Origin of the sequence: Kribbella sp. NPDC050459, from assembly GCF_040655315.1 — a bacterium.
In the GTDB taxonomy this organism is placed as follows: Bacteria; Actinomycetota; Actinomycetes; order Propionibacteriales; family Kribbellaceae; genus Kribbella.
Genome location: NZ_JBFAJQ010000003.1, coordinates 431,785 through 455,831 on the forward strand (window position 1 = coordinate 431,785; position 24,047 = coordinate 455,831).

General features: G+C 70.7%; 23 protein-coding genes. 14 read left to right on the forward strand and 9 right to left on the reverse strand.

Annotated elements, in window-relative coordinates:
- Positions 1-2 precede the first annotated feature (2 nt).
- Entirely contained in the window at positions 3-839 is an 837-nt protein-coding gene (locus tag AB0I12_RS13250) for a MerR family transcriptional regulator (RefSeq protein WP_359928790.1), read from the forward strand.
- On the opposite strand, the gene AB0I12_RS13255 is transcribed toward AB0I12_RS13250, so the two are convergent.
- A complete protein-coding gene (locus AB0I12_RS13255; RefSeq protein ID WP_359928791.1) occupies positions 792-3,350 on the reverse strand; it encodes a cation-transporting P-type ATPase in 2,559 nt (852 codons plus the stop codon). The two genes, AB0I12_RS13250 and AB0I12_RS13255, sit on opposite strands and share 48 nt — an antisense overlap.
- Before the next feature lie 193 nt (positions 3,351-3,543).
- Here AB0I12_RS13255 and AB0I12_RS13260 point away from each other — a divergent pair, with 193 nt between their 5' ends.
- Positions 3,544-5,967 carry an HAD-IC family P-type ATPase gene (locus tag AB0I12_RS13260; RefSeq protein ID WP_359928793.1) on the forward strand — a complete coding sequence of 808 codons (2,424 nt, stop codon included), beginning with the start codon at positions 3,544-3,546 and terminating at the stop codon, positions 5,965-5,967.
- Positions 5,968-5,975: 8 nt separating this feature from the next.
- Here AB0I12_RS13260 and AB0I12_RS13265 read toward each other — a convergent pair whose 3' ends face one another.
- On the reverse strand, positions 5,976-6,233 hold the full coding sequence (locus tag AB0I12_RS13265) for a metal-sensitive transcriptional regulator (protein ID WP_355691135.1): 258 nt from the start codon (positions 6,231-6,233) through the stop codon (positions 5,976-5,978).
- Between the two features lie 110 nt (positions 6,234-6,343).
- On the opposite strand from AB0I12_RS13265, the gene AB0I12_RS13270 reads away from it, so the two are divergent.
- From AB0I12_RS13270 to AB0I12_RS13280, 3 genes are all read left to right on the forward strand, one after another.
- Complete coding sequence (locus AB0I12_RS13270; protein WP_359928795.1) at positions 6,344-7,750, forward strand: MBL fold metallo-hydrolase; 1,407 nt, start codon at positions 6,344-6,346, stop codon at positions 7,748-7,750.
- Between the two features lie 27 nt (positions 7,751-7,777).
- The gene (locus tag AB0I12_RS13275) at positions 7,778-7,945 is read left to right on the forward strand and encodes a hypothetical protein (protein ID WP_359928797.1); all 168 of its coding nucleotides are present in this window, start codon (positions 7,778-7,780) and stop codon (positions 7,943-7,945) included.
- Positions 7,946-8,105: 160 nt separating this feature from the next.
- Positions 8,106-8,705, forward strand: a complete 600-nt coding sequence (locus tag AB0I12_RS13280; RefSeq protein WP_359928798.1) for a CBS domain-containing protein — start codon at positions 8,106-8,108, stop codon at positions 8,703-8,705.
- A 14-nt stretch (positions 8,706-8,719) separates the two neighbouring features.
- On the opposite strand, the gene AB0I12_RS13285 is transcribed toward AB0I12_RS13280, so the two are convergent.
- From AB0I12_RS13285 to AB0I12_RS13295, 3 genes are read right to left on the reverse strand one after another with little or no spacing between them, the layout of a single operon-like run.
- Complete coding sequence (locus tag AB0I12_RS13285; protein WP_359928800.1) at positions 8,720-9,856, reverse strand: acyltransferase family protein; 1,137 nt, start codon at positions 9,854-9,856, stop codon at positions 8,720-8,722.
- Between the two features lie 5 nt (positions 9,857-9,861).
- On the reverse strand, positions 9,862-10,740 hold the full coding sequence (locus tag AB0I12_RS13290) for a universal stress protein (RefSeq protein ID WP_359928802.1): 879 nt from the start codon (positions 10,738-10,740) through the stop codon (positions 9,862-9,864).
- Entirely contained in the window at positions 10,737-11,108 is a 372-nt protein-coding gene (locus AB0I12_RS13295) for a VOC family protein (RefSeq protein ID WP_359928803.1), read from the reverse strand. Before AB0I12_RS13295 ends, AB0I12_RS13290 begins: the two co-directional genes overlap by 4 nt.
- Before the next feature lie 424 nt (positions 11,109-11,532).
- Between AB0I12_RS13295 and AB0I12_RS13300 the strand changes: the two genes are divergently transcribed.
- From AB0I12_RS13300 to AB0I12_RS13325, 6 genes are all read left to right on the forward strand, one after another.
- Complete coding sequence (locus tag AB0I12_RS13300) at positions 11,533-12,285, forward strand: glucose 1-dehydrogenase (protein ID WP_355691120.1); 753 nt, start codon at positions 11,533-11,535, stop codon at positions 12,283-12,285.
- Positions 12,286-12,314: 29 nt separating this feature from the next.
- Positions 12,315-14,708, forward strand: a complete 2,394-nt coding sequence (locus AB0I12_RS13305; RefSeq protein ID WP_359928804.1) for a glycosyl hydrolase family 65 protein — start codon at positions 12,315-12,317, stop codon at positions 14,706-14,708.
- 83 nt (positions 14,709-14,791) lie between these two features.
- Entirely contained in the window at positions 14,792-15,421 is a 630-nt protein-coding gene (locus AB0I12_RS13310; RefSeq protein WP_359928805.1) for a chemotaxis protein CheB, read from the forward strand.
- The gene (locus AB0I12_RS13315) at positions 15,421-17,292 is read left to right on the forward strand and encodes a CheR family methyltransferase (protein WP_359928807.1); all 1,872 of its coding nucleotides are present in this window, start codon (positions 15,421-15,423) and stop codon (positions 17,290-17,292) included. Before AB0I12_RS13310 ends, AB0I12_RS13315 begins: the two co-directional genes overlap by 1 nt.
- Before the next feature lie 9 nt (positions 17,293-17,301).
- Positions 17,302-18,234: an ANTAR domain-containing protein gene (locus AB0I12_RS13320; RefSeq protein WP_359928808.1), complete on the forward strand. Its 933-nt coding sequence runs from the start codon at positions 17,302-17,304 to the stop codon at positions 18,232-18,234.
- The gene (locus AB0I12_RS13325) at positions 18,227-18,949 is read left to right on the forward strand and encodes a GAF and ANTAR domain-containing protein (protein ID WP_359928810.1); all 723 of its coding nucleotides are present in this window, start codon (positions 18,227-18,229) and stop codon (positions 18,947-18,949) included. Before AB0I12_RS13320 ends, AB0I12_RS13325 begins: the two co-directional genes overlap by 8 nt.
- Before the next feature lie 161 nt (positions 18,950-19,110).
- On the opposite strand, the gene AB0I12_RS13330 is transcribed toward AB0I12_RS13325, so the two are convergent.
- Both AB0I12_RS13330 and AB0I12_RS13335 read right to left on the reverse strand, forming a co-directional pair.
- The gene (locus AB0I12_RS13330) at positions 19,111-19,329 is read right to left on the reverse strand and encodes a hypothetical protein (RefSeq protein ID WP_359928811.1); all 219 of its coding nucleotides are present in this window, start codon (positions 19,327-19,329) and stop codon (positions 19,111-19,113) included.
- A gap of 5 nt (positions 19,330-19,334) precedes the next feature.
- Positions 19,335-19,661, reverse strand: a complete 327-nt coding sequence (locus AB0I12_RS13335) for a hypothetical protein (protein WP_359928813.1) — start codon at positions 19,659-19,661, stop codon at positions 19,335-19,337.
- Between the two features lie 326 nt (positions 19,662-19,987).
- Here AB0I12_RS13335 and AB0I12_RS13340 point away from each other — a divergent pair, with 326 nt between their 5' ends.
- Entirely contained in the window at positions 19,988-20,272 is a 285-nt protein-coding gene (locus AB0I12_RS13340; protein ID WP_359928815.1) for a hypothetical protein, read from the forward strand.
- Positions 20,273-20,282: 10 nt separating this feature from the next.
- On the opposite strand, the gene AB0I12_RS13345 is transcribed toward AB0I12_RS13340, so the two are convergent.
- Together AB0I12_RS13345 and AB0I12_RS13350 are read right to left on the reverse strand one after the other, a co-directional pair.
- Entirely contained in the window at positions 20,283-20,984 is a 702-nt protein-coding gene (locus AB0I12_RS13345) for a CBS domain-containing protein (protein ID WP_359928817.1), read from the reverse strand.
- A gap of 16 nt (positions 20,985-21,000) precedes the next feature.
- The gene (locus AB0I12_RS13350; RefSeq protein WP_359928818.1) at positions 21,001-21,582 is read right to left on the reverse strand and encodes a hypothetical protein; all 582 of its coding nucleotides are present in this window, start codon (positions 21,580-21,582) and stop codon (positions 21,001-21,003) included.
- Between the two features lie 164 nt (positions 21,583-21,746).
- On the opposite strand from AB0I12_RS13350, the gene AB0I12_RS13355 reads away from it, so the two are divergent.
- The gene (locus tag AB0I12_RS13355; RefSeq protein ID WP_359928820.1) at positions 21,747-22,193 is read left to right on the forward strand and encodes a pyridoxamine 5'-phosphate oxidase family protein; all 447 of its coding nucleotides are present in this window, start codon (positions 21,747-21,749) and stop codon (positions 22,191-22,193) included.
- A 50-nt stretch (positions 22,194-22,243) separates the two neighbouring features.
- Positions 22,244-23,986, forward strand: coding sequence for a GAF domain-containing protein (locus tag AB0I12_RS13360; protein ID WP_359928821.1), 1,743 nt, complete (start codon positions 22,244-22,246; stop codon positions 23,984-23,986).
- Positions 23,987-24,047 lie beyond the last annotated feature (61 nt).

Here is a 24,047-nt window from a genome sequence, read left to right on the forward strand (position 1 = left end):
GCATGCTCACGATCAGCCGGCTCGCGGCGTACGCCGGGGTAACGGTGCGGGCGGTCCGGCACTATCACAAGATCGGGCTGCTGCCGGAGCCCGGCCGTGACCGGTCCGGGTACCGCTCCTACGACGGGGCCGCGGTCGTCCGCCTGATCCGGATCCGCACGCTCGCCGATGCCGGCGTACCGCTGGCGCGGGTGCAGGAGCTCCTCGACGCCGCCCCGGAGGAGTTTTCCGACGGCGTCGAGGAGATCGACAAGGAGCTGCGCGCCGAGGTCCGGCGGCTGCAGGACACCCGCAGGCGTCTGGCCAAACTAGCCGCCGGCGACCAGCTGGCCCTGCCGCAGAGCGTCGTCGACTACCTCGACCGGCTGCGCGGTCTCGGCATGAAGGAGCAGTACGTCGAGATGGAGCGGGACGCCTGGATCATGGTCGCGGCCCAGGTCCCGGACCAGATCGACGCGGTGATCGTCAAGAAGCACGAGGCGTTGCAGCATCCCGAGATGCTGAAGCTCTACCGCATCGTGAACGAGGCCCTCGACTGGCCCCTGGACGACCCGCGGATCGTGGAGATCGTCGACATCCTGGAGCGCATCATGGTGGCCGCCGTCCAGGCCGGTGAGACCGGTTCGTACGGACTGGACGACAATCTGGTCACGCTGATGGACACCGCCGTCCTCGAGGCCTCCCCCGGCGCGGAACGGGTGCTGGCGATGCTGGAAGAGCGAGGCTGGAAAGGCTGGACCCGCATCGAACGCGTCCCGGCCGGCAGAGTCGACGAGCTGAGCACCCGACCGTCATCGACGCCGGCGGACCAGCTTGGCGGCACTGTCGACGAGCAGTAGGACCAGGGCGCCGGCCGCGGCGAACAGCCAGCCCTGGTACGACGGCCAGCCGCCGCCCAACAGGTGCGCGACCGGCGGTACGCCGAGGAACACCATCAGCAGGCCGAGCTCGACGACAAGCGCGACCAGGAGCGGCCTGTTCGTCGTGAGGCCGATCTCCACGATCGTGCTGCGCTCGCTCCGGCAGGCCAGCGCGTTCGCCATCTGCATCATGACGATCACCGCGAACGCCGTACCGGAGGCGACCGCGAGCGCGGCCGCCGCCGGCTCGGTCCCGAAGGTCCATCCGTGGCCACGCAGCACGAGCAGGAAGGCCGACATCGCGACCACGGCTTCCGTCATCCCCAGCACGCCGAACGCCCGGGTCAGCAGACCGCGATCCACCAGCCGGCGATGCCGCGCCGGGCCGTCGAGCACCCGCGGGCCGGGCTGCTCGACACCGAGCGCCAGCGCGGGCAGCACGTCGGTCCCGATGTCCAGCGCGAGCACCTGCAGTACGCCGATCGCCAGCGGCACCGAGCCGCCGGACAGCGCCCAAGCCACGAACGGCGCCAGCTCGGCGACGTTGTCGGCCAGATGGTAGGTCAGGAAACGCCGGACGTTCGAGAACGTGGCGCGGCCCAGCCGGATCGCGGTCACGATGCCCGCGAAGTGGTCGTCGAGCAGCACCAGGTCGGCCGCGGCGCGGGCCACGTCGCTGCCCGAGGCCCCCATCGCGACGCCGACGTCGGCCTCCCGGAGCGCCGGTGCGTCGTTGACGCCGTCCCCGGTCATCGCGACGACATGACCGCGTGCCCGCAGTGCCCGGGCGATCCGCAACTTGTCGGCGGGCGTCACCCTGGCGACCACCACGCCGTCGTCGCGGTCGAGCAGTTCGCCGAGCGGCCCGTCGTCGGCGGGCAGCTGCTCACCCGAGACCACGAGCCCGCCCGGCCCGAGCAGGCCGACCTCGCGCGCGATCACTTCCGCGGTCGCCGCGTGGTCACCGGTGACGACCGCGATCCGGACCCCGGCCTGCCGGCAGGCGGTCAGCGCGGTGTGGACGTCCGGTCGTGGCGGGTCCTCGAGGCCGACCACGGCCAGCAGGTCCAAGGCGTCCGGCCGCAGGTCCAGGTCACCGTCGCGAACGAGCACCCCGGACGCTTCCGCCACCGCGAGCACCCGCCGGCCCTGACCGGCCAGGTCGCCGACTGCCGACGTGGCGGCGCCGTTCGTGCGGCAGTACGGCAGCAGCGCGTCCGGCGCGCCGATCACCATCGTGTTGCCATCAGCAACCACAGCGCTGTACCGCGTCTCGCTGGTGAAGGTGACCCGGTGCGTGATCGTCTCCGGAGGCACCGGCGCCACCCCGAGGCGCCGCGCGAGGACGTCCAGCGCGACCTCCATCGGATCGCCTTCCGCGGCCCACCCGTTCTTCGACCGCACCGCGCGGCCGCGAACACAGGCGACGGCCGACCGGGCGGCCCGCGCGGCCGCGTCGATCGCGGCTGGACCGCCGTCGGCCGAGCCGTCCGGGTCGTAGCCGTCACCGTGCATCACCACGGATCCGTGCGGCGTCCAGACGTCGAGGACCTCCATCTGGTTCAACGTCAGCGTCCCGGTCTTGTCGGTGCAGACGAACGTCGTGGCGCCGAGCGTCTCGACCGCGTCCAGCCGCCGTACGAGCGCGTTGCCGTGCGCCATCCGCTGCGCGCCACGTGCCAGCGACAGCGTGACGGTCGGCAGCAGGCCCTCGGGAACCAGCGCCACCATCACCCCGACCCCGAACAGGAACGCCTTGGTGGCGCTCAGCCCCAGCACGAGCGACACCGCCGTCAACGAAGCGCCGACGGTCACGGCGATGACCGCAATCACCCGGATCAGTCGATGCAGCTCGATCGTCAGCGGACTGGGGCGCCGTACCGCGCTCTCGGTCAGTGACTGGATCCCGGCCAGCCGGGTCCGGCCGGCCACCGCGGTCACCACCGCTTCGGCTTCGCCCTGCACGACGAACGTTCCGGCGTACACCTGGTCGCCGCTGCCCGGGCGGACCGGTACCGATTCACCGGTGAGCATCGACTCGTCCACGGCCAGGGCGTGCACCGTGACCAGACGCAGATCGGCCGACACCCGGGCTCCGGCGCCGAGCAGGACCAGATCGTCGCGGACCAGTTGACTCGCGTCGACGGACCTGACCTCGCCGTCGCGGATCACCTGCGCCCGGACCGGCAGCAGGTCACGCAGCCGCTCGGCGGCGCGGTCGGCGCGGTACTCCTGGGCGAACGCGAAGACACCGTTCAGGACGATGATCACGACGATCGCGATCGCCAGCGGCGCCAGCCCACCGGCCAGGGCGAGCGCGGCCGCCACCCACAACATCACCGCGAACAGATGCGTCAGCTGACCGGCGAGCAGCTTCCAGGCCGCCGTACGGCGGGGTGCGGGCAACTCGTTCGGACCGTCGGCGGCGAGCCTTCGCGCCGCCTCCGCAACCGGCAAGCCGCGGACAGGCGATGTCTCCACACCAGGCATGGCCACCTCCCCCACGAGCGTCCCGGCGCGGGTCGCCGCGGAGACAGGGCCCAACGTCCCGACGTCCGCGCCGAACGGACCACTCGGCTTGTGCGCCTCGCGGCATCGGGGACCTTCGACCCTAGGAGCCGGACGGCAGCGCACGAGAGGCTGGCGAAGCGAGAACGCCGGCCGTCCAGGGACGTGATCATTGATGCAGGACGCAGATCCGCACGGCACCACCGGCACTACTGGCACTTCCGGCACCGCGGCGGGCTCTGTTGCTCTCGCACCGACCCGTGGTCTGACCGCCGCCCAGGTCGCCGAGCGGGTCGCGGCCGGCCGGACGAACGCGCTCCAGGTCCGCACGAGTCGCACCTTCGGGCAGATCGTGCGGGCCAACGTCTTCACGTTCTTCAACGGACTGCTCGGCGTCCTGTTCGTCGCGGTCGTGGCGACCGGTCGCTGGCCGAACGCGCTGTTCGGGCTGGTGATCCTCACCAACTCCGGGATCGGGATCGTGCAAGAGGTCCGCGCCCGCCGGACTCTGGACCGGCTTGCGCTGCTCAACGTCACGCAGGCCCGGGTGGTCCGGGACGGTGACTCGACGCAAATCGACGTCGCCTCCGTCGTCCAGGACGATCTCGTCCTGCTCCGTACCGGTGACCAGGTCCTCGCCGACGGCCCGGTGACCGCCGCCGACGGCCTCGAAGTGGACGAGTCGTTGCTGACCGGCGAGTCCGACCCGGTCTCCAAGACGCCCGGCGATCAGGTGCGCTCAGGATCCATCGTCGTCGCCGGAACGGGCGAGTTCGAGGCCCGCGCGGTCGGCGCGGAGACGTACGCCGCTCGGCTCGCGGCGGAGGCACGACGCTTCCGGGTCACGCGCTCCGAGCTGGTCGCCGGTACGACGCGACTGTTGCGCTGGATCTCCGTGGTGCTTCTCATCGTCGCGCCCGTGCTGCTGTGGACGCAGTTCCGGACCGCGGACAACGAGGACTGGCGCGACGCGGTCACCGGGACGGTCGCGGCGGTCGTCGGCATGATCCCGGAAGGGCTGGTGCTGCTCACCTCGCTCGCGTTCATGCTCGCGATCGTCACGCTGGCGCGTCGGAAGACGCTCGTCCAGGAGCTGCCGGCGGTCGAAGGGCTGGCCAGGGTCGACGTCGTCTGCCTGGACAAGACCGGCACGCTGACCCACGGCGACATCGTCTTCGATCGACTCGAGCCGCTGCTCGACGATCCGGCCGGACGACGGGTCGAGGAAGTGCTCGCGGTGCTGGCCGCCGGCAGCGATTCGAACGCCACGGCAGAGGCACTGCGCGCCGCGTTCGGTACGCCGGCACCTACGGCACCGAGGGCCTCCGCGCGGGTACCGTTCTCGTCGGCGCGCAAGTGGCAGTCCGTCACCGTCGACGCCACGACCTGGGTGCTGGGCGCGCCGGAGCTGGTGCTGCTCGATGCCGACGCGCCGTCCGTCGCCGCGCGAAGCCGCGCCGACGAGCTGGCGGCCGGCGGAGAGCGCGTTCTCGTGCTGGCCCGCGGCGTACCGCGGGACGACCACGCCCCGGCCTTGCCGGCCCGTCTCCTCCCCGTCGCACTCCTGGTGCTCGCCGAGAACATCCGTGCCGACGCCGCCGCGACGATGCGCTACTTCACCGACCAGGGCGTCGCCCTGAAGGTGCTGTCCGGCGACAACCCGCGGACGGTCGGCGCGGTGGCGGCCGCGGTCGGCGTACCGGGGGTCTCGGGTCCCGACGACGCGGTCGACGCGCGGACGCTGCCGGACGATCCGGACGAGCTGGCCGCCGTCCTCGACCGGTCGTCGGCGTTCGGCCGGGTCAGCGCGCACCAGAAGCGGGCGTTCGTCGCCGCACTGCAGCGCCGCGGTCACGTGGTCGCGATGACGGGCGACGGCGTGAACGACGCGCTCGCCCTGAAGGACGCCGACATTGGCGTTGCCATGGGCAACGGTTCTCCGGCGACCCGCGCGGTCGCGCAGCTCGTGCTCCTCGACGGCAGGTTCGACCACCTGCCCGAGGTGGTCGCCGAAGGACGGCGCGTGATCGCCAACATCGAGCGGGCCGCGTACCTGTTCCTGGTCAAGAACGTCTACTCACTGGTCCTGTCGGTGATCACCGCGACCACCCTCGTCGCCTACCCCCTCGCCCCCATCCAGCTCACCTTGATCTCGGCCCTCACCATTGGGATCCCCGGGTTCTTCCTGGCCCTCGGCCCGAACTCCCGCCGCTACCTGCCGGGCTTCGTCGGCCGTGCGTTGCGGTTCGCCGTCCCGATCGGGGTGGTGACCGCGGGGTGCGCGTTCGCCGGCTACCGGATCGTGCGTGTCGTGGATCCCGGCGCGTCCGTCGCGGAGGCCCGCACCGTCACGACGATCGTCGTACTCGTCGTCTCACTGTGGACGCTCTCGATCCTCGCCAGACCGCTGCGGGCATGGAAGCTGGCTCTGCTCACCGCAATGGTCGTGCTGGGGGCGACCGCGGTTCTGATCCCGCCGATCGCCCACCGCATTTTCCTGCTCGAGACCACGCCGTACCGGCTGCTCGGCGCGCTCGCGATGGCGGCGATCGGCATCGTCCTGGTCGAGTTGGTCCACCGCCTCGGTGTGAAGCGATAGATCCCGGGTCAGGCCAGGGCCAGGAAGAGCTTCTCCATCTTGGCCACGTCGACGTCGCTGTCCTCGTCGGTCAGGCAGCGTTGCAGGCCGGTCGCGACGACGGCGTAGCCGGCGCGGGACAGCGCCTTGTTGACAGCGGCGAGTTGGGTGAGGACCGCTTCACAGTCCGCCCCCTCCTCCATCATCCGGATCACACTGCCCAGGTGGCCGTGGGCGCGCTTCATTCGCGCGATGACAGGTTTGATCTCGGCGGCCTCGAGCTCCATCGGTGCTCCTTCTCCCAGCGTCGGAGTCCTCAGTCTACATCCCCCCGGGGGGATGTGTTACGGTGGCGACAGATCCCCCTAGGGGGATGCGAGCAGGGAGAGGACCCTCGATGCCAGACACCGCCGCCGACCAGCAGCACGCCGCACCGCTCCCTGGCGTGACCGTTCGGGTGATCGACACCGCGTCGCTGGGCGACCGCAGCTACCTCGTGCACGACGGCACGGTGGCCTTCGTCGTCGACCCGCAGCGCGACATCGACCGCGTCCTCGACCTGCTCGAGACCGACGGGGTCCGGCTGACCCACGTCTTCGAGACCCATATCCACAACGACTACGTCACCGGCGGCTTCGCGCTGGCCGCGGCGACCGGGGCGACGTACCTGGTCAACGCCGACGACCAGGTCAGCTTCGACCGCACCCCGATCCACGACGGCGACACCATCGACATCGGCGGCCGGATGCGGGTCCGGGCGATCCACACACCAGGACACACCTTCACCCACCTGTCCTACGCACTCAGCCACGGCGACGAGCCGATCGCCGTGTTCACCGGCGGCTCACTGCTCTACGGCGCCACCGGGCGACCCGACCTGCTCGGTCCGGAACACACCGATGCCCTGGTCCGTCACCAGCACGCCTCAGCCCACAAGCTCGTCGATGTGCTGCCCGACACGACCGGCGTCTACCCGACCCACGGGTTCGGTTCGTTCTGCTCCGCGACCCAGTCCGAGGCCACCGAATCCACCATCGGGCAGGAGAAACGCGCCAACCCCGTCCTGACCCAGAACGAACAGGACTACGTCCGCGATCTGCTGGCCGGGCTCGGCGCCTGGCCCGCGTACTACGTGCACATGGCACCCGCCAACGCCGCCGGCCCCGGCGCGCCCGATCTCTGCCTGCCCGCGCGGGCCGACGCCGCCGAACTGCGGCGCCGGATCGAGGCCGGCGAATGGGTCGTCGACCTGCGCACCCGCACTGCATTCGCCGCCGGGCACGCACCCGGCACACTGAACTTCGGGCTCGACGGCTCCTTCACGACCTACCTGGGCTGGCTGATCGAGTGGGGCACCCCACTCACCCTGCTCGGCGAGACGGCCGCCGACGTCACCCAAGCCCAGCGCGAACTCGTCCGCATCGGCATCGACCGCCCCGCCGCGCACGCGACCGGCGGACCGCAGGACTGGACGCCCGACGTCGCGGTGTCGTTCCCGACGGCGACCTTCGCCGACCTGGAGCAGGTCCGCCACCACCGCGACGTCGTCGTCCTCGACGTCCGCCGCGCCGAGGAACACCACGCCTCCCGAATCCACGACGCGGTCAACATCCCCATCCACGAACTCGTACGGCGACTGGCCGAGGTCCCGCCCGGCGAGGTGTGGGTGCACTGCGCCGCCGGCTACCGCGCCTCCATCGCCGCCTCGATCCTCGACGCCGCCGGACGCAAACTCGTCGCCGTCGACGACCAGTTCGAGAACGCGGCCAAGGCCGGCCTGCACCTCGTCGGGCCGGACGCCTGACGTATCACTCACCCCGAAGGAGAACCCATGTGCCGACCCGTCAACTGCAAGACCTGCGCCAAGACGACCTGGGCAGGCTGCGGCCAGCACGTCGCCCAGGTGAAGGCGATGGTCCCCGCCGATCAGTGGTGCCCCGGCCACCCCAAGGCCGAGCGCAGCGGCGGCAGCTGGCTCGGCAGACTCATCGGCCGCTGACCTGACAGAACGCTGACCGGACAGAACGCAGACCTCCGGTTCGGCCGGCCGTCATCCAGGGTCGTCGTACCTCGCGCGGCGGGACCTCTCGCCCTACTGGTGCGCCACAGTGCGGGGGACGCTGGGCGCAAGATCTGGTGGACGGAGGAAGGTGAGGGCGATGCTGATCCGGGAGCTGATGACCAAGGAGGTCGTCGCCGTGGCGCCGGAGACCCCGATCTCGTCGGCGCTGCAGCTCATGGACGAGGCGAAGATCACCGCGCTGCCGGTGCTCGACCGGCACGGTGCGCTGGTCGGGATCGTGAGCGAGGCCGACCTGGTCGAGGAGGAGAACCTGATCAGCGACCGCGTCCCGGTCACCGTCGTACGGTTGCCCGGCCCGACGCCGCCGCGCCGGGTCGCCGAGGTCATGACGTACCTGGTCGTGACGGTGCGGCCCGACGAGGAGCTCGAGGCGGCGATCGACCTGATGCGCTCGACGATGGTCAAGAGCCTGCCGGTGGTCGAGCACGACCGGGTCGTCGGGATGATCAGCCGCAGTGACGTGGTCCACCTGCTCGCCGGTCGCGACCGCCGCGTCCAGGCCGAGGTGACCGAGCTGCTGCAGCCGGAAGGCCCGGACTGGCAGGTCCAGGTGCAGGACGGCATCGTCACCGTGATCGGCCCGAGCGACCCCCGCGAACGCCACCTCGCCGAAGTCCTCGCCGGCACGGTCCGCGGCGTCATCGGCGTCCAGGTCAGCCGCCTGAGCACCCTCTGACGGCAGCCCCGCTGTCAGAGGATCCGTGAAACGCCCGGCACCTTCTTGATCAGGAGCCAGGCAGCGCCGAACGAGGCGCCGATACCGCCGACGGCGACTATCGGCGCCTTGACCTCGGCGGGGAGGTCGACAGGGCGCAGAACCACCGCGAGCGCGAGCAGGAAGACGGTCTGGAGCATGAAGGCCGCGTAGGCGCTCCGGCTCAGCGCCGGGCCCCACCGATACTGCCGAGCCAGCCGGTGCTGGGCCACGCTCAACAGCCACACCGAGCCGAAGACGGTCAGGATCGCCTCGACGACCGCGAAGAGTCCCCCAAGCCAGTGCAGGCCCCCGAGCACCTCCTCGACGGCGTCCAGTGCGCCGGCGAGAAGCAGCAGCGCCGCCATCGCGCCGGCCGCGAGCAAAGTCACCACCCGGGACCGCCGAGCCATGTCTGCCGGGACCACTTCGCGCCAGCCCTCCCGCGAGCCGGCGATGCCCAGCGCGAACACCGCGACGCAGGCCGGCCACTCCCACAGGTTCAGGTCGGAGAAGCCGCTCTCCGAGCCGTACGGGTAGACCAGCCGGACGGCGAACGACAGCGGCGCGACGACGAGCGCAGTCAGCGTCAGAGTCTTCGGCGTGATCCCTAATGCGGCGCGGTGTGCGCTTCCCCGACGGCGCCAGACGGCGTACCCGAGCGAGTAGATCAGCAGCACACCGACGAACCACAACGGTCCGGTGTCGATCTGCCGCTCCGCCCCGAGATACTCGTCCCAGAAGGAACCTGGCGCGTGCCCCAGCGGATGCGCGACCGCGTACACGAGACTCGGCTGCACCACGAAGACGTAGACGACGAACGGTACGCCGAGGCGCAGCAGCCGGTCGGTGACGAACCGCCGCGCGCCCTTGCGGTCGTACGACGGCGGTGTCAGCAGCCCCGCCACCAGGAAGAGCAGCGCGATCAGGAAGAACCCGAACGGACTCACCAGCACGAGCAGGGTCATCTCGACCGCCGGGTTCAGCGTCACCTCACGAAGCTCGGAGTACGTCCACGCCTCGACGATCCCGGCGTACCCGAGGACCGCGTGGAGCGCGATGATGACGGCGATCAGGACGACCTTGAGGTTGTCCAGATAGACCAGGCGCGTCGGGGACCGGTGGTCGAGCACCTCCTCTAGTGCGGCCTCTCGTGCTGATGGACGAACGCGGCCGGGCAGGGTGCGCGGAGCAGGATGCCGTGGGCGGTTCCACCCGGCAGGATCGCTCGGACGCGGCCGTGCACACGCCCGCCCACAACCAGCAGCTGGGCACCGGCCTCGGTGGCGGCATCGGTCAGGGCGGCGACCGGCTGACCGCGTCTGAGCTCGGTCCGGAACGTGGCGCCGGGGTGCTCGCCGCGGCACCGGCCGAGGATGTCGTCCACGCGCCGCCCGTGGCGGATCCGCGCGATCTCGGCCGGCGGCAGCACCGCCGCTTCCTCGCGGGCGGACGTCCTGGACACGTCCCAGACGTGCACCAGACGGATCGGAGCGTCCCGTTCGGCGGCGAACCGGACGGCGAAGTCGACAGCCGCCGCGCAGCGATCGAGCCGGTCCACGCCGACCACGACCGGCGCCTGCGGGTCACCGGGCCGCCACTTCGGCGGTACGACGACCACCGCGGTCTCGGACTCGTGTGCCGCGGCCTCGGCCGTGGACCCGATCAGCAACCGGCTGAGGACGCCGTGGCCGTGCCGCCCGATCACGAGCATCCGGTCGCGGCCGGCGGCACCCGCCAACGTGTGCGCCGGCGGACCGGACAGCACCAGGCCGGTGTGCAGTCCCGGACGGTCGTGATGATCGAGATACGCACAGACCTCGCGGACCAGAGCGTTGGCCGCGGCGTCGGCGCCGGGGAAGTCGAAGTACGCCCCGAGCGGCGGGCGATCGTCGATCACGTGCAAGGCGCGGATCGGGGCCGCGGTCAGCTCCGACTCGTGCAGCGCCCAGTCCACAGCGCCGTTGTCGGCCCAGCTCCCGTCCACGCCGACCGCGATCGTGGCCCGGCGCTTCATGACGCCGCGGCCTCGGCCTGCTGATGAAGCAAACCGATGATGTTGCCGTCCGGATCCGCGAACATCGCGAACTCGCCGATGCCCGGGATCACGGTCGGCGTGACCACCGTCTTGGCGCCGAGTGCGGCGGCGCGGTCGAGCATCGCCCGCAGGTCGTCGACCGCGACGTACACGGTCACGTACGGCGGCATGTCGCCGCTGGTCTGCAGCAGGCCGCCGCCGACCCCGGCCCCGTGCGCACCCGCCGGCACCAGCGCGTACTCCGGTCCGGCCGGCTGCGGCTTCCAGCCGAACAGCTCACCGTAGAACGCAGTCGCCCGCGCGAGATCGTGACCGCCGATCTCGAAGTGAATCACCGGATTCGTCATCGAACCCACCCCCAACAGCGCAAAGCCGGTCGGGCGCCGTGCGGCCGGTGAGGTGGCGGTCGCACGGCGCCCGGTGGTTGGAGCGGCGCGCCCCTGAACCCGCTCTCCGACACGTTGTTCGCTGCCCGCCGGACAGGCCGAACAAGACGAGGAGGATCCGGTTCCCTGGTGGTCCGAAGCCTCGGCGTCCGTTGCGGTGATCCGCTCGCGGGACCGGGGCTCCGCCGGGTCCTCCTCGCCATTTCCAGTGCACTGCGGGCGCCGGGCCTGTCGAAGGGCCGAAGGTCCCGACCGGCCCGGGACCTTCGCCCCCAAGCCGTGCGACAGGGACCTATGTCCCGGCTTCGGGGTCCAACGGACCTGCCCGCGCGGCCGGGCCGTTGCGAGCCTGAAGTCGTAGGAGCTACCGGAAGGGACCGATGACATGGGCAGGCTTGATGATCGGGTCGCGCTGGTGACCGGTGCGGCGAGCGGCATCGGCGAGGTGACCGCCTGGCGGCTCGCGGCCGAAGGTGCGGCCGTGCTGCTCACCGATATCGCGGTGGATGCCGGCGAGGCCGTGGCCGAAGGCCTGCGGGACTCCGGGGCACGGGCCCGGTTCGCCCGCCACGACGTCGCGAGTGAAGCCGACTGGCAGGCCGTCTGCGAGCTCGCCGCCGAGGCGTTCGGCGGTATCGACATCCTCGTCAACAACGCCGGTATGGGCGATCTGGCAACGATCGAGGAGACGACGCTCAAGGACTGGCAGCACACCATCGACGTCGACCAGACCGGTGTCTTCCTCGGGATGCGCACCGCCGCGCCGTACCTGAAGGCGTCCGGCCACGCGTCCGTGATCAACATCAGCTCGATCTTCGGCACCAGCGGCGGCTTCGGTACGTCGCCGGCGTACCACGCGGCGAAGGGCGCGGTCCGGACCCTCACCAAGAACGCCGCGCTGCACTGGGCGACCGACGGCATCCGGGTCAACTCGATCCATCCGGGGTTCATCGACACCCCGATCCTGGACTCGACCCGGAACACGCCGTTCTGGGACGTGATGACCCAACTGACGCCGATGGGACGTCTCGGCCGGCCGGAGGAGGTCGCGGCGGGTGTCGCCTACCTGGCCAGCGACGACGCGTCGTTCGTCACCGGTCTCGAGCTGTACATCGACGGCGGTTACGTGGCCCGCTGATGGTCGTACGCGGACGTGACACGGGCGCCGTGACCGACTGGGTCGTGGCGTTCGGCGGCTACGACCCGGCCGACGAGCGTCGCCGGGAGGCGCTGTGCACCGCCGGGAACGGGTACTTCGCCACCCGCGGGGCGTGGGCGGGATCGGTGGCCGGCGACCATCACTACCCCGGGACGTACCTGGCCGGTTACTACAACCGCCTGACCGACATGATCGGCGACATCGCCATCGAGAACGAGAGCCTCGTCAACCTGCCCGACTGGTTGCCGCTCACGTTCGCCGCCGACGACGGCGACTGGTGGACGCCCGACACCACCGAGGTGCTCGACCACGATCTGGAAGTGAACGTACGCCGCGGGGTGGTGACCCGCCGGTTCCGGCTGCGGGACCCGGCCGGGCGCGAGATCCGTGGCGTCGAACGCCGCTTCGTCAGCATGGCCGACCCGCACCTGGCCGGGCAGACGCTCGCTGTCACCGCGGTGAACTGGTCGGGCCGGCTCCGGATCGGATCCGCGGTGCACGGCAACGTCACGAACGCCGGCGTCGAGAGATACCGCAAGCTGGCCGCGAGGCACCTGACCCGCGTCGCGCCGGTGGTTGCTGACGGCAACCTCATCGTGACGGCCGCGACGACCCAGTCACGGCACCGGATCTGCGTCGGCACCCGGGTCGCCGCCGCCCGGAACGGCTCGGTCCTGGACGGGTGGACCACCCGCACGGACGACACCTCGGCGTACGCCGAACTCACGGTCGCGGTGACGCCGGGCGACACGGTCGGCGCCGAGAAGATCGCGGCGATCCACGGCTCGCGCGACGTGGGCATCTCCGAACCGCAACTCGCCACCGAGCTCGCCCTGCAGAGTGCGCCGTGTCTCGGTGACCTCCTCGAGCGTCACGTGCTGGCCTGGTCGCAGCTGTGGCGGCGCTTCAGCGTCGAACTCGAGGAGGCGTACGACGGGACGCCGGCCGCGCTCCGGCTGAACATCTTCCACCTGCTGCAGACCGTGTCCCCGCACAGCCCGGACAGCGACGCCGGCGTACCGGCTCGTGGTCTGCACGGCGAAGCCTACCGCGGACATGTCTTCTGGGACGAGCTCTTCGTCTTCCCGGTCCTCACGCTGCGGCTGCCGGAACTGACCCGTGCACTCCTGCTCTACCGTTGCCGACGGCTACCCGCGGCCCGGCTCGCGGCGCGGCAGGTCGGGCTCCAGGGCGCGATGTTCCCGTGGCAGTCCGCCTCCGACGGGCGCGAGGAGAGCCAGCGTGTGCACCTCAACCCGCTCTCCGGCCACTGGACCGACGACGTGTCGTTCCGGCAGCGGCACGTCGGCCTGGCCGTCGCCTACTCGATGTGGCAGTACGTCGAAACCACCGGCGACACGGACTTCCTGTCCGATCACGCCGCCGAGGTCATCGTCGAGGTCGCCCGCTTCTTCGCGGCGCTCGCCGAGTACGACGCGGGCCGGGACCGCTACGTGATCCGCGGCGTGATGGGTCCCGACGAGTTCCACACCGCGCACCCGGGTCACGCCGAACCCGGCATCGACAACAACGCCTACACCAACGTCATGGCCGTCTGGCTGTTCGGCGTCGCCGCCCGTGCGCTTGACCTGCTCCCGGCCTGGCGACGGACCGAGCTGATCGAGTCGCTCGGCCTGCGGCAGGAGGAACGCAACCGCTGGGACGAGCTCACCCGCCGCATGTTCGTGCCCTTCCACGACGGTGTCATCAGCCAGTTCGAAGGCTACGAACAGCTCACCGAACTCGACTGGCCGCAGTACCGCGACCGGTACGGCGATATCCGGCGCCTCGACCGGATCCTCGAAGCCGAGGGACGCGACGTGACGACGTACCAGGTCTCCAAGCAGGCCGATGTGCTGATGTTGCTGTACCTGCTCCCCCGGCGTGACCTGCGCGCCCTGATGGAGCGGCTCGGGTACCCGTTCAGCGCCGAGATCGTCCGGAACACCGTGGAGTACTACCTTGCGCGGACCTGCCACGGCTCGTCGCTGAGCGCCGTCGTCCACGCGTGGGGGCTCGCGGCCCTCGACCCCGATCGCGCCCTCGCGTTCCTCGAGCAGGCCCTGCACAGCGACGCCGGCGACGCACTCCGCACCGGCACCACCGCCGAGGGCGTGCACCTCGCGGCGATGGCCGGAGCCGCGGACCTCGTCCAGCGCTGCTTCACCGGACTCACCACGACCGGCGGCGTCCTGCGGTTCCGCCCCCACTGGCCCGGCAGACTCGGCGCACTCGAGATGGTGCTGCGCTACCGCGGGCACCGCACGACGGTCACGATCACGAGCACGACCGTCGCCGTCACGATCGACCCCGGGCCGGGCCCGGCCGTCGCCGTCCGCTGCTTCGGGCGGACGCGGCAGCTCAAGCCCGGCGACAGCCACCGCTGGACCCTCCCCGCGTGACGCGCCCGAAAGGCCTTGTTTCCGCGACCGGCGTACCGCCGCCGAACGCCCCGGATCGGCTAGGCTCGGAAGGTGTTCCCCAGGTGTCGCACGAGCTCATGAACCAGTCGCCGCAGCCCCCTCTGCGGGAGCAGAGTGATCCGTTCGACATCGTCGCGATCGGGTCGTCCGCCGGCGGCATCCGCGCTCTGGGCCTGGTGCTCGGCGCGCTCCCGGCGCGCCTCTCGGTGCCGGTGGTGATCGTCCAGCATCTCGACCCGCGCCACGAGACCGTGATCGCCGATGTGCTCGGGCGGCGCACTGCACTCGAGGTCAAGCTCGCCGAGGCGGGTGAGCAGGCACGGCCGGGGACCGTGTACGTGGCGCCTCCCAATCGGCACCTGCTCGTCGGCGGCAACGGCGAGCTCACGTTGTCGAGCAGCGAACTGGTGCACTTCGTGCGGCCGTCCGCCGATCTGCTGTTCGAGTCGGTGGCCGGGGCTTACGGTGCGCGGGCGATAGCCTGCCTCCTGACAGGATCCGGCAGCGACGGGGCGATGGGGGTGAGTGCGGTCAAGTCACGGGGCGGCACGGTGATCGTCGAAGATCCGGAGTCGGCGGAGTTCCGGGGCATGCCGGACGCGGCGGTCGGCACCGGATCGGTCGACTTCGTGCTGCCGCTGGACGAGATCGCGGGCGTCATCGTCGCCCTGGTCGACGCGAGGAGCGTGTGATGCCGGACGACACCGACGACGGTGTGAACCCCGACCTGGAGCAGTTACTCGCCTTCATCCGGGACGCGCGCGGCTTCGATTTCACCGGCTACAAGCGGACCTCGCTGGCCCGCCGGGTCCGCAAGCGCATGCACGACGTCGGGATCTCGCAATACCTGGACTACCGCGACCTGCTGGAGACGAGCGCGGACGAGTTCGGGTTCCTGTTCAACACGATCCTGATCAACGTCACCAGCTTCTTCCGCGACACCGAGAGCTGGTCCTATCTGCAGCAGGAGATCATTCCCGAACTGCTGGGCAGCGCCGACGCCGACCAGGAGATCCGGATCTGGAGCGCCGGCTGCTCCAGCGGCGAGGAGGCGTACTCGCTGGCCATCATGTTCGCGCAGGCGCTGGGCATCGAGGAGTGCGCCCGGCGGGTCAAGATCTACGGCACCGATGTGGACGAGGAGGCGCTGCGCGAGGCCCGCACCGGCGCCTACTCCGAGAAGGCACTGGAGACGATTCCCGAGAACCTGCGCGAACTGTACTTCGAGCAGAGCGGATCGCGTCTGGTCTTCCGGTCGGACCTGCGCCGCAGGGTCATCTTCGGCCGCCACGACATCACCCGGGACGCCCCGATCTCCCGGCTGCACCTGCTGGTGTGCCGCAACACGCTGATGTACTTCAACGTGGAAGCACAGTCGCAGATCATCGACCGGTTCCATTTCGCCCTGCGCCCGGAGGGCTACCTGTTCCTCGGCAAGGCCGAGATGCTGCTGTCCGACGGCGAGCGGTTCGACGTTGTCAACATGCGTCAGCGGGTCTTCCGGCGGCGGGCAGGCCGGGCCGAGCCGCCGCACCAGCCCAACCCGCTGAAGCTGACCGCGCCGACGGGTGGCGAGCGACGGGACGCGGCCCGCAGGCGGCAGTTGCGCGACCTGGTCCTGGAAACGGCCCCGGACGCGATGATCGCGCTCGATCTCGACGGCGCGATCACCCAGGTGAACAGTCAGGCCAGAGCACAGTTCGGGCTCACCTCCCAGGACGTCGGGCGGCCGCTGCGCGACCTCGAGGTCTCCTATCGGCCGACCGAGCTGCGCTCGCTGATCGAGCAGGCGCACTCCGAGGGCCGTACCGTCCGGGTGAACGGCGTGGAACGCCGGTTGTCCGCCCAGGACGTGCAGTACCTCGACATCATCGTCCAGCCGCTGACCGCCGACGACGGCATGGTCGTCGGATCGTCGCTGGCGTTCCTCGACACCACCACGCTCACCCGGCTGCAGCTGGAGGTGAAACGCAACCGGGAGGACCTGGAGACCGCCTACGAGGAGCTTCAGTCCACGAACGAGGAACTGGAGACCACCAACGAAGAACTCCAGTCCAGCATCGAGGAGCTGGAGACCACCAACGAAGAACTCCAGTCCACGAACGAGGAACTGGAGACCACCAACGAAGAACTCCAGTCGGGCAACGAAGAGCTCGAGACGATGAACGAGGAGATCCGGATCCGCAGTACCGAGCTCGACGAGGCCCGGACCTTCCTCGAGGGTGTGCTCGCGAGCGTGGCCGCCGGGGTGGTGGTGCTCGACGGAGAGCTCAAGGTGCGCAGCTGGAACCGCGGCGCGGAGGAACTCTGGGGACTGCGCAGCGACGAGGTCCAGCGGCAGGCGTTCTTCCAGCTCGACTTCGGGCTGCCGACCGACGCCCTCGTGGAGGTCGTGCAAGGCTGCCTCACGTCCGGCCGCCGGACGGATCCGGTCGACCTGATCGCCGTGAACCGCCGGGGCCGCAGGATCAAGTGCTCCGTGATCTGTTCACCGCTGGACAGTCAGTCAGATGGCGTGGTCCTGCTCATGGAAGACCTCCAGGAAGCCGCGGAACGGGACTAGAATCGCCCTGTGGTGAGTGGGCTGTCCGCCTGGATCGGAGCCGCTCGGGAGCAGGCCGAGCGCGAGCGCGCCCGCGCGGCTCGTGCCGCCGCGATCGCCCATCGGCACGAAGAGCTCGTGACCACCGGATCGGACGCGATGCGCGCTGTCCACGAGCGGCTGGCCCGCATCCACCGCCGCAGCGAAGACCGGCATCTGACGGCTGCCAAACTGCACGATGTGCACATCCGCAGGCTCGGCCGATGGATCTCGCCGGACGCTCTGGAGGCCGAGCGTCCGCGGCTGATCGCGGCGGTCGCGGAGCTGCTCGGGACCCGGAGTGCCGGGATCACGCTGCTGGACTCGCGGCAGATCGAGGCCTCGGTGATCTCCTCCGACCCACTCGCGGCCGCCGCCCAGGACCTGGAGCTCACCCTCGGGGAAGGACCGGTGCACGATTCCACCACCACCGGCAGACCGGTGGTGGTGGCCGCGCAGTCGCTGCGGCATCGCTGGCAGTACTACTCGCCCGCGATCGCCGCTCTCGGCGTGCGCTCGCTCGCGGTCGTTCCGCTCGGGCCGCCGGAGCGGTGCATCGGCGCGCTCGCGGTGTTCGATCCGCCGGGGCCGGCGTCCGCGGAGCCGCTGGTCGGCGAGCTCGAGGAGTTCGCCGACGCACTCACCCATACGATGCTCCTGACCGAGGAGTGTCTCGCCCGGCTGCTCGAGGAGGGAGAGACCGCCGGCGCCGCGAACGTACTCGACTCGCCCAACCACCGGCTGGTCCTCCATCAGGCCGTCGGGATGGTCGCCGCTCAATGCGACTGCAGCGTCGACGACGCGCTGATCCTGATCCGGGCCCGCGCCTTCGCGCACGACGAGCAGGTCACCGACGTGGCCCGGCGGATCGTCGAGAAGCGCCTGCGGCTGGACGTACGGGAGGAGAGAACCTTCGATGAGTGAAGCCGAGTACGCCTCCTGTGTGACGGTGCACGACCTGGTCGCCCGCTTCGTGACGGACGACAATCTGGTCGACGCCCTCGCCTGGCTCACGGCCAGGTGCGCGGAATCGCCCGGCGTGACGGCCTCCGCGCTGATGCTTGCGGACCGCGACGGCGCCCTCGACGTCGTCGCGGCCTCGTCCGCCGCGGCACGCCGCCTGCAGGAGCTGGAGTCCCGGGCCGCCGAAGGACCCGCTCATGACAGTTACGGCAGCGGTGCGCGGGTGGACTGCCCCGATCTGACCGATGCCGACAACCGGTGGCCCCGCTTCGCGCCCGCAGCCCGGCACGGGGACATCCGGGCGGTGCACGCCTTCCCGATGCCGTTGCCGGGGCGGACCATCGGGTCCTTGACGATGTTCCTGAGCCAGCCCGGCGCGCTCTCCGACGGTTCGCTTGAGGCCGGGCAGATGCTGGCGAGCACAGCCGCGCTGGGCGTCGAGGCGCATCACTCGACCCAGCACGAGACCCGTGCCGACCAGCTGCAGGGAGCCCTCGACAGCAGGGTGCTGATCGAACAGGCGAAAGGGCTCCTCGCCGAGCGGCTCGGCCTCGGCCTCGACGACGCCTTCACGGTGCTCCGACAGTATGCGCGCAACAACGGACGCCGCCTCGCCGACGTCGCGGCCGCCGTACTCGACGGCACGCTGGCACTCACCGCGGCCCGTTCCCACTAGTCCCACGCAGCCGAGCCCCCGTTCCGCCGCACCTGCGCCGTTTGCTGTGCAGCGGAACGGAAGCCGACCTCGCCGGGCTCCCCTCCGTTGCCGGACGAAGAGAGGAGCCTCGTCCGGCGACCCGGCGTACCCGCACGCTCAGTGCGGAGTTCAGTGGGACATCACCCGCTCTCGTCGGCAGCGCGTTGGTCCAGCTCGCGTTGCAGGCGCTGCCGGTAGATCTGGAGCCGGATGTTGAGGACCCTCGGCCCGCCCTGCCGCGGCGACCATCGCTCGTCGATCTCCGCGTCCAGCGACGCCAGCGCGGCCGTCAGCTCTTCGGTCCGCCACGCGTCGAAGCGGGTCGAGTGCGCCAGCCGGTCCAGGTACACCGAGGTCATCGTGCTCACCCCTGCCCGTCGTCGCGGCGGCCGGCGGCCAGGTCGAGAGCCAGGTTGAGGGTGGCGATCGCTCGCGCCTGGCGAACGGTGCTGCGATGCCGGGTGACGCTGCGCAGCTGCGCGTGGGCACGCCGGAGGACGGCCGGGTCCGGGATCCGCTCGACCAGCTCGGCGGCTGCCGACGCCGGCATCCAGTCCGGATCGACGACCGATCTCAGGACCCAGACGACGACCCATTGCGGCGACCGGGCCGGGACCATCCGACGGCGCGTCCCGCCGAGCGGGAATGCCGCATTCGCGGGAAGCAGCGAACGATCGGACGAAACGAACATAGGACCCCCTGTGCACGCAGCAGGTGCCGGGTCCAGGGCCCCTAGATAGGGCCTGACAGTACCACCTCGCACTGGGCCCGAACAGGCTGTGACTTGCTGCCTGCGCCGGTCGTTCGCCGCCTCCGATCACCAACGAACACAGGCGAACACAGGCACTCTCAGGCACTCTCAGGCGATCACGGAGGTCGGGACCGATGCCCGGCGATCTCGGGACTTTCGGCCCACCGCCCGGCGGCGACGATGTTGCAGAGTGCTGGTGAGACCCCGTCGATCCCCTCTGGCCCGGTCTGGGGCTGCGTCAGAACTCCGGTTTGGAGACCAGGCCCATGACCACGCACGAAGCCGCCGCCCCCGAACACGGCACCGAACTACACGCGGATGTGGAGACGTACTACGAGAACGGCGCATGGCACACGCGCCGTTGTGACTCACCGGATCCGTTCGCTTCCGGCCCCAGCCGGGTCCGGCTGATCGCCATCGGCGTCGAGGTCGCCCGTTGGAACGGGCTGTGCCACATCATCCGCGACATCGACGGCACCGTCGCCGAGGTCAACCGGTACGCCACCGGCCCGTATCCGAGCCGCTCCCCCGTTCCGACCGGGCGCTCCTGAGCCTGACGCGTCAGGGGCGGCTTCGGTGCTCCGGTGAGGGCGTGATGCCCGGCGTCGACTCGGTGTCGTCGTACGCCCACGTCAGCTGGTTGTCGAGGCCGATCACGCCGTCCACCTCGGCCGTCAGTTTCCCGGCGAGCTCCGCGGTGCTGCGCCGGTCGACCTGGCCGGACAGTGTCACGACTCCGTCCCGGACGGCGAGCTCGATACCGGACGCGGCGTCACCGAGGGTGGTGACGACGACCTCCCGCCGGACCCGCTGCAACAGGTGGTCGTCGGGCTCGAGGAAGATCTTCAGCAGGTCGGACCTGGTCACGATCCCGGTCAGCACCTCACCGTCGGTCACCACCAGGCGGGTGATGCCCCGCGCCGCCATCAACTTGGCCGCCTCGGGAATCGTCGCGGTCTGATCGATCGTCACCGCCGGACGCGACATCAGCTCCGCAACCCGCACACCGGTCGCCCGCGAACGGGCCCTACGCTGCCGCCGGCGCAGCACCCACTGACGCCTGCGGGCTCCCTGGAACTCCTCCTTGCGGACCAGATCCGTCTCCGAGACCACGCCGCCGACGCCGCCGTACGCGTTGATCACCGGCACGGCGGTGATGTGATGCGCGGCCAGCACACCAACGACGTCCTTGTACGGCGTGTCCTCGGTCACCGTGACGACCTCGCGGGTCATCACGTCGGACACCTTCAACGGCTGCGTCATCGCTCCTCCAACGCGCTCACTCCGGATGGATCGAGGTGCCCATGCCGGCCTGGCGGATCAGGTCGGACACCAGGTCCTGGGCCTGCCCGATCGTGGTCTCGAGCGTCTTCAGGCCGTCGTCGGGCCGGCCGGCCTCCAGCGCCCACCGGGCCGCCGCCATGCCTTGGACCAGCGAGTCGTTGATCTCGATCGCCTCGCGGTACAGCAACGCCCCGGACTCCAGCTTGCGCCGCTCGGCCTCGGCCAGGCGGAGCCGGTCCGAGGCGTCGCCGAGCAGGAACCCGAGCAGCAGTTCGGGCAGGCAGCGAGCGATCCAGCCCACCGGGCTCAGTGCCGTGCCGGTTGTCAGGACCCAGGTCACCACCATCAGCACCGCCAGAATCCCCGCGGCCAGACCGGCGCGCCGTCCGAACGCGACCGCGATCAGCGCGACCGGCAGCGTGAACAGCAGCATCGACGCGTCGACGGCGTCACCGTCGGCCAGGCGCACGACCCAGACCGAGGCGAACAGCATCCCCGCGACGACCAAGGCCGCCGCCGGGTGCTGCCGGAACCACGGCTCCCGGGCCAATGCTGTCGATCTGCCGAACACGCTCATTTGCCCAGCGTGCGCCGCACCCGCCGCGCGCACACGGGCCGAAGGTCACCTGCCGCGGTGACAAGTTCCCGACCGCGAGGTCCCGGTGGTCCGGGACCTTCGGCCCTACTGCACACCGTGTGGTTCTGGCGACAGTTGCTTCACGCTGTCAGGAAGGCCCCCCGATGACCATGACCCACCACTTCGATCACTCACGGCTCGAGATCGTCGACCGGGCCGAGTGCCTGCGGCTGCTGCAGTCCGTGCCGATCGGACGCCTGGTCTACACCTCCGGCGGCCTGCCCGCCGTCCGGCTGGTCAACTTCCTCATGGACGCCGACACCGTCGTGTTCAGCTCGGGTCGCGGCGACAAGTTCCGGGCCGCGGAACGGGGCGACGTGGTGGCGTTCGAGGCGGACGAGGTGGATCCCGAGCGGCACGTCGGCTGGACGGTGACCGCGATCGGTCACCTGTCCGTGGTCAGCGACGACGAGGCCGCCGAACTGCGGCGCACCCTGCCGGTGCGCTCCTGGCTGCCGATGGAGGATCCGCGACTGGTCCGGGTCGGCGTCGAATCGGTGCACGGGAGGCGCCTCGTGCCCTGGGGGAAGCGGCCGCGCGACGGGGCCTAGACCGCAAAGAGCTTCCCATGACACCCACCATTCCCTAGGCTGAGCGAGTGGTGGGCGACTCGCAAGCGGGACGTGGAACCTGGGACGAGGGGGCGCTGGAGTACGCCGGGCTGTCCCGGGTACGTCTTGATGCGCTCTTGCAGGAGCTGCTCGGCCGGGTCGACGAGATCATGGAGTACCAGGAACGCCTGCGCGCGCTCCTCGACGCGGTCGTCGGCATCGGCGCGGATCTCGACCTGAACAGCACGCTGGACCGCATCGTCACGGCGGCCTGTGAGCTCGCCAACGCCCGGTACGGCGCACTCGGTGTCGTCGGACCGGACGGCAGGCGACTGGTCCGGTTCATCACGCACGGCGTCAACGACGAGGAGATCGCCGCGATCGGCCCGTATCCCGAGGGCCACGGCATCCTCGGCCTGCTCATCGAGCACCCGGAGCCGATCCGGATGCACGATCTCGCCGAACACCCGCGCTCGTACGGCTTCCCGTCGAATCACCCGCCGATGAAGAGCTTCCTCGGCGTCCCGATCCGGACCCGGGAGCATGCCTACGGCAACCTGTATCTGACCGAGAAGAACGACGGCGCCGACTTCACCGAGGACGACGAGCGCACGGTCACCGCGCTGGCCGCAGCCGCCGGTGTGGTGATCGACAACGCCCGCCTGTACGCCGACACCGAGCAACGCCGCCGCTGGCACGAGGTGAACGCCGAGATCACCCAGCTGATGCTCGGCGAGTTCGACGCCGACCAGGCGCTCCAGCTGATCACCCAGCGAGCCCGCGAGATCTCCCGTGCGCAGGTGTGCGCCGTCCTCATCGCCGATCACGACGAGCTCGTCGTGCGGGCAGTGGACGGTCCGCCGGACTACGGCCGGTACGTCGGCCGCCGGCTGCCGGCCGATCTGCCCTTGCTGCGCCAGGTGGTCTCCGACGACGGGCAGGTGGTCGTGATCGAGGACCTCGCTCAGGTCCTCAAGGACGTCGGCGGCCTCACCGGCTTCCCGGAGGCGGCCACGCTCGGCCGGACGACCATCGCGCCGCTGCCGGCCGGAGGTGGGGACACCGGCGGCCTGCTGGTGGTGGCACTGGAACAGGGGGCGAACAGCCGCCTGACCGAGGGCGCCGACCTGGTCCGGATGTTTGCCGGCCAGGCCACGCTGGCACTCGAGCGGGCCCAGGCACAGCACGACCGGGACATGCTCGCCGTCCTCGAGGACCGCGACCGGATCGCCCGCGACCTGCACGACCTCGTCATCCAGCGGTTGTTCGCGACCGGCCTGCAACTGCAGGGCATGCACCGGATGGCCCGCCCCGAGCATCAGGAGCGCCTCGGCCGCGCGGTCGAGGACATCGACACCACCATCCACGACCTGCGGGCCGCGATCTTCGAGCTGCAGCAGGCACCGGAGTCCAGCTCGCTGCGCAGCGACCTCCAGGCGCTCGTCTCGGAGTACGCCGAAGGTCTCGGCTTCCGTCCGCGGCTGATCTGCACCGGACCGATCGACACCGGCGTGCCGGCCTCCGTCCGCCCGCAGATCCTCGCGGTGGTGCGGGAATCGCTGTCGAACGTCGTCCGGCACGCCAACGCCCAGAATGCGCTGGTGGAGGTCACCGTCGGGAACGGCCAGGTCGTCGCGCGCGTCTCCGACGACGGCACCGGCATCGGCTCCAGTACCCGGCGCAGCGGCCTGCGCAACCTCACCGAACGGGCCCAGTCCCTCGGCGGCACCGTCCGGCTCGCCGGCAACGACCCGCACGGCACGATCGTGGAGTTCACCGCACCCACTGACTAACGGCCTGCCAGGTCGGGACTCTTGCCCGCAGCGCCACTCGCCTCCCACCGGCGAACCTGAA

Coding starts and splice junctions, on each gene's coding strand:
- AB0I12_RS13260 (WP_359928793.1), top strand. CDS start 3,544: ATGCAGGACGCAGATCCGCACGGCACCACCGGCACTACTGGCACTTCC.
- AB0I12_RS13290 (WP_359928802.1), bottom strand. CDS start 10,740: ATGAAGCGCCGGGCCACGATCGCGGTCGGCGTGGACGGGAGCTGGGCC.
- AB0I12_RS13255 (WP_359928791.1), bottom strand. CDS start 3,350: ATGCCTGGTGTGGAGACATCGCCTGTCCGCGGCTTGCCGGTTGCGGAG.
- AB0I12_RS13250 (WP_359928790.1), top strand. CDS start 3: ATGCTCACGATCAGCCGGCTCGCGGCGTACGCCGGGGTAACGGTGCGG.
- AB0I12_RS13265 (WP_355691135.1), bottom strand. CDS start 6,233: ATGGAGCTCGAGGCCGCCGAGATCAAACCTGTCATCGCGCGAATGAAG.
- AB0I12_RS13300 (WP_355691120.1), top strand. CDS start 11,533: ATGGGCAGGCTTGATGATCGGGTCGCGCTGGTGACCGGTGCGGCGAGC.
- AB0I12_RS13340 (WP_359928815.1), top strand. CDS start 19,988: ATGACCACGCACGAAGCCGCCGCCCCCGAACACGGCACCGAACTACAC.
- AB0I12_RS13325 (WP_359928810.1), top strand. CDS start 18,227: ATGAGTGAAGCCGAGTACGCCTCCTGTGTGACGGTGCACGACCTGGTC.
- AB0I12_RS13335 (WP_359928813.1), bottom strand. CDS start 19,661: ATGTTCGTTTCGTCCGATCGTTCGCTGCTTCCCGCGAATGCGGCATTC.
- AB0I12_RS13295 (WP_359928803.1), bottom strand. CDS start 11,108: ATGACGAATCCGGTGATTCACTTCGAGATCGGCGGTCACGATCTCGCG.
- AB0I12_RS13350 (WP_359928818.1), bottom strand. CDS start 21,582: ATGAGCGTGTTCGGCAGATCGACAGCATTGGCCCGGGAGCCGTGGTTC.
- AB0I12_RS13355 (WP_359928820.1), top strand. CDS start 21,747: ATGACCATGACCCACCACTTCGATCACTCACGGCTCGAGATCGTCGAC.
- AB0I12_RS13280 (WP_359928798.1), top strand. CDS start 8,106: ATGCTGATCCGGGAGCTGATGACCAAGGAGGTCGTCGCCGTGGCGCCG.
- AB0I12_RS13275 (WP_359928797.1), top strand. CDS start 7,778: ATGTGCCGACCCGTCAACTGCAAGACCTGCGCCAAGACGACCTGGGCA.
- AB0I12_RS13270 (WP_359928795.1), top strand. CDS start 6,344: ATGCCAGACACCGCCGCCGACCAGCAGCACGCCGCACCGCTCCCTGGC.
- AB0I12_RS13345 (WP_359928817.1), bottom strand. CDS start 20,984: ATGACGCAGCCGTTGAAGGTGTCCGACGTGATGACCCGCGAGGTCGTC.
- AB0I12_RS13315 (WP_359928807.1), top strand. CDS start 15,421: ATGCCGGACGACACCGACGACGGTGTGAACCCCGACCTGGAGCAGTTA.
- AB0I12_RS13330 (WP_359928811.1), bottom strand. CDS start 19,329: ATGACCTCGGTGTACCTGGACCGGCTGGCGCACTCGACCCGCTTCGAC.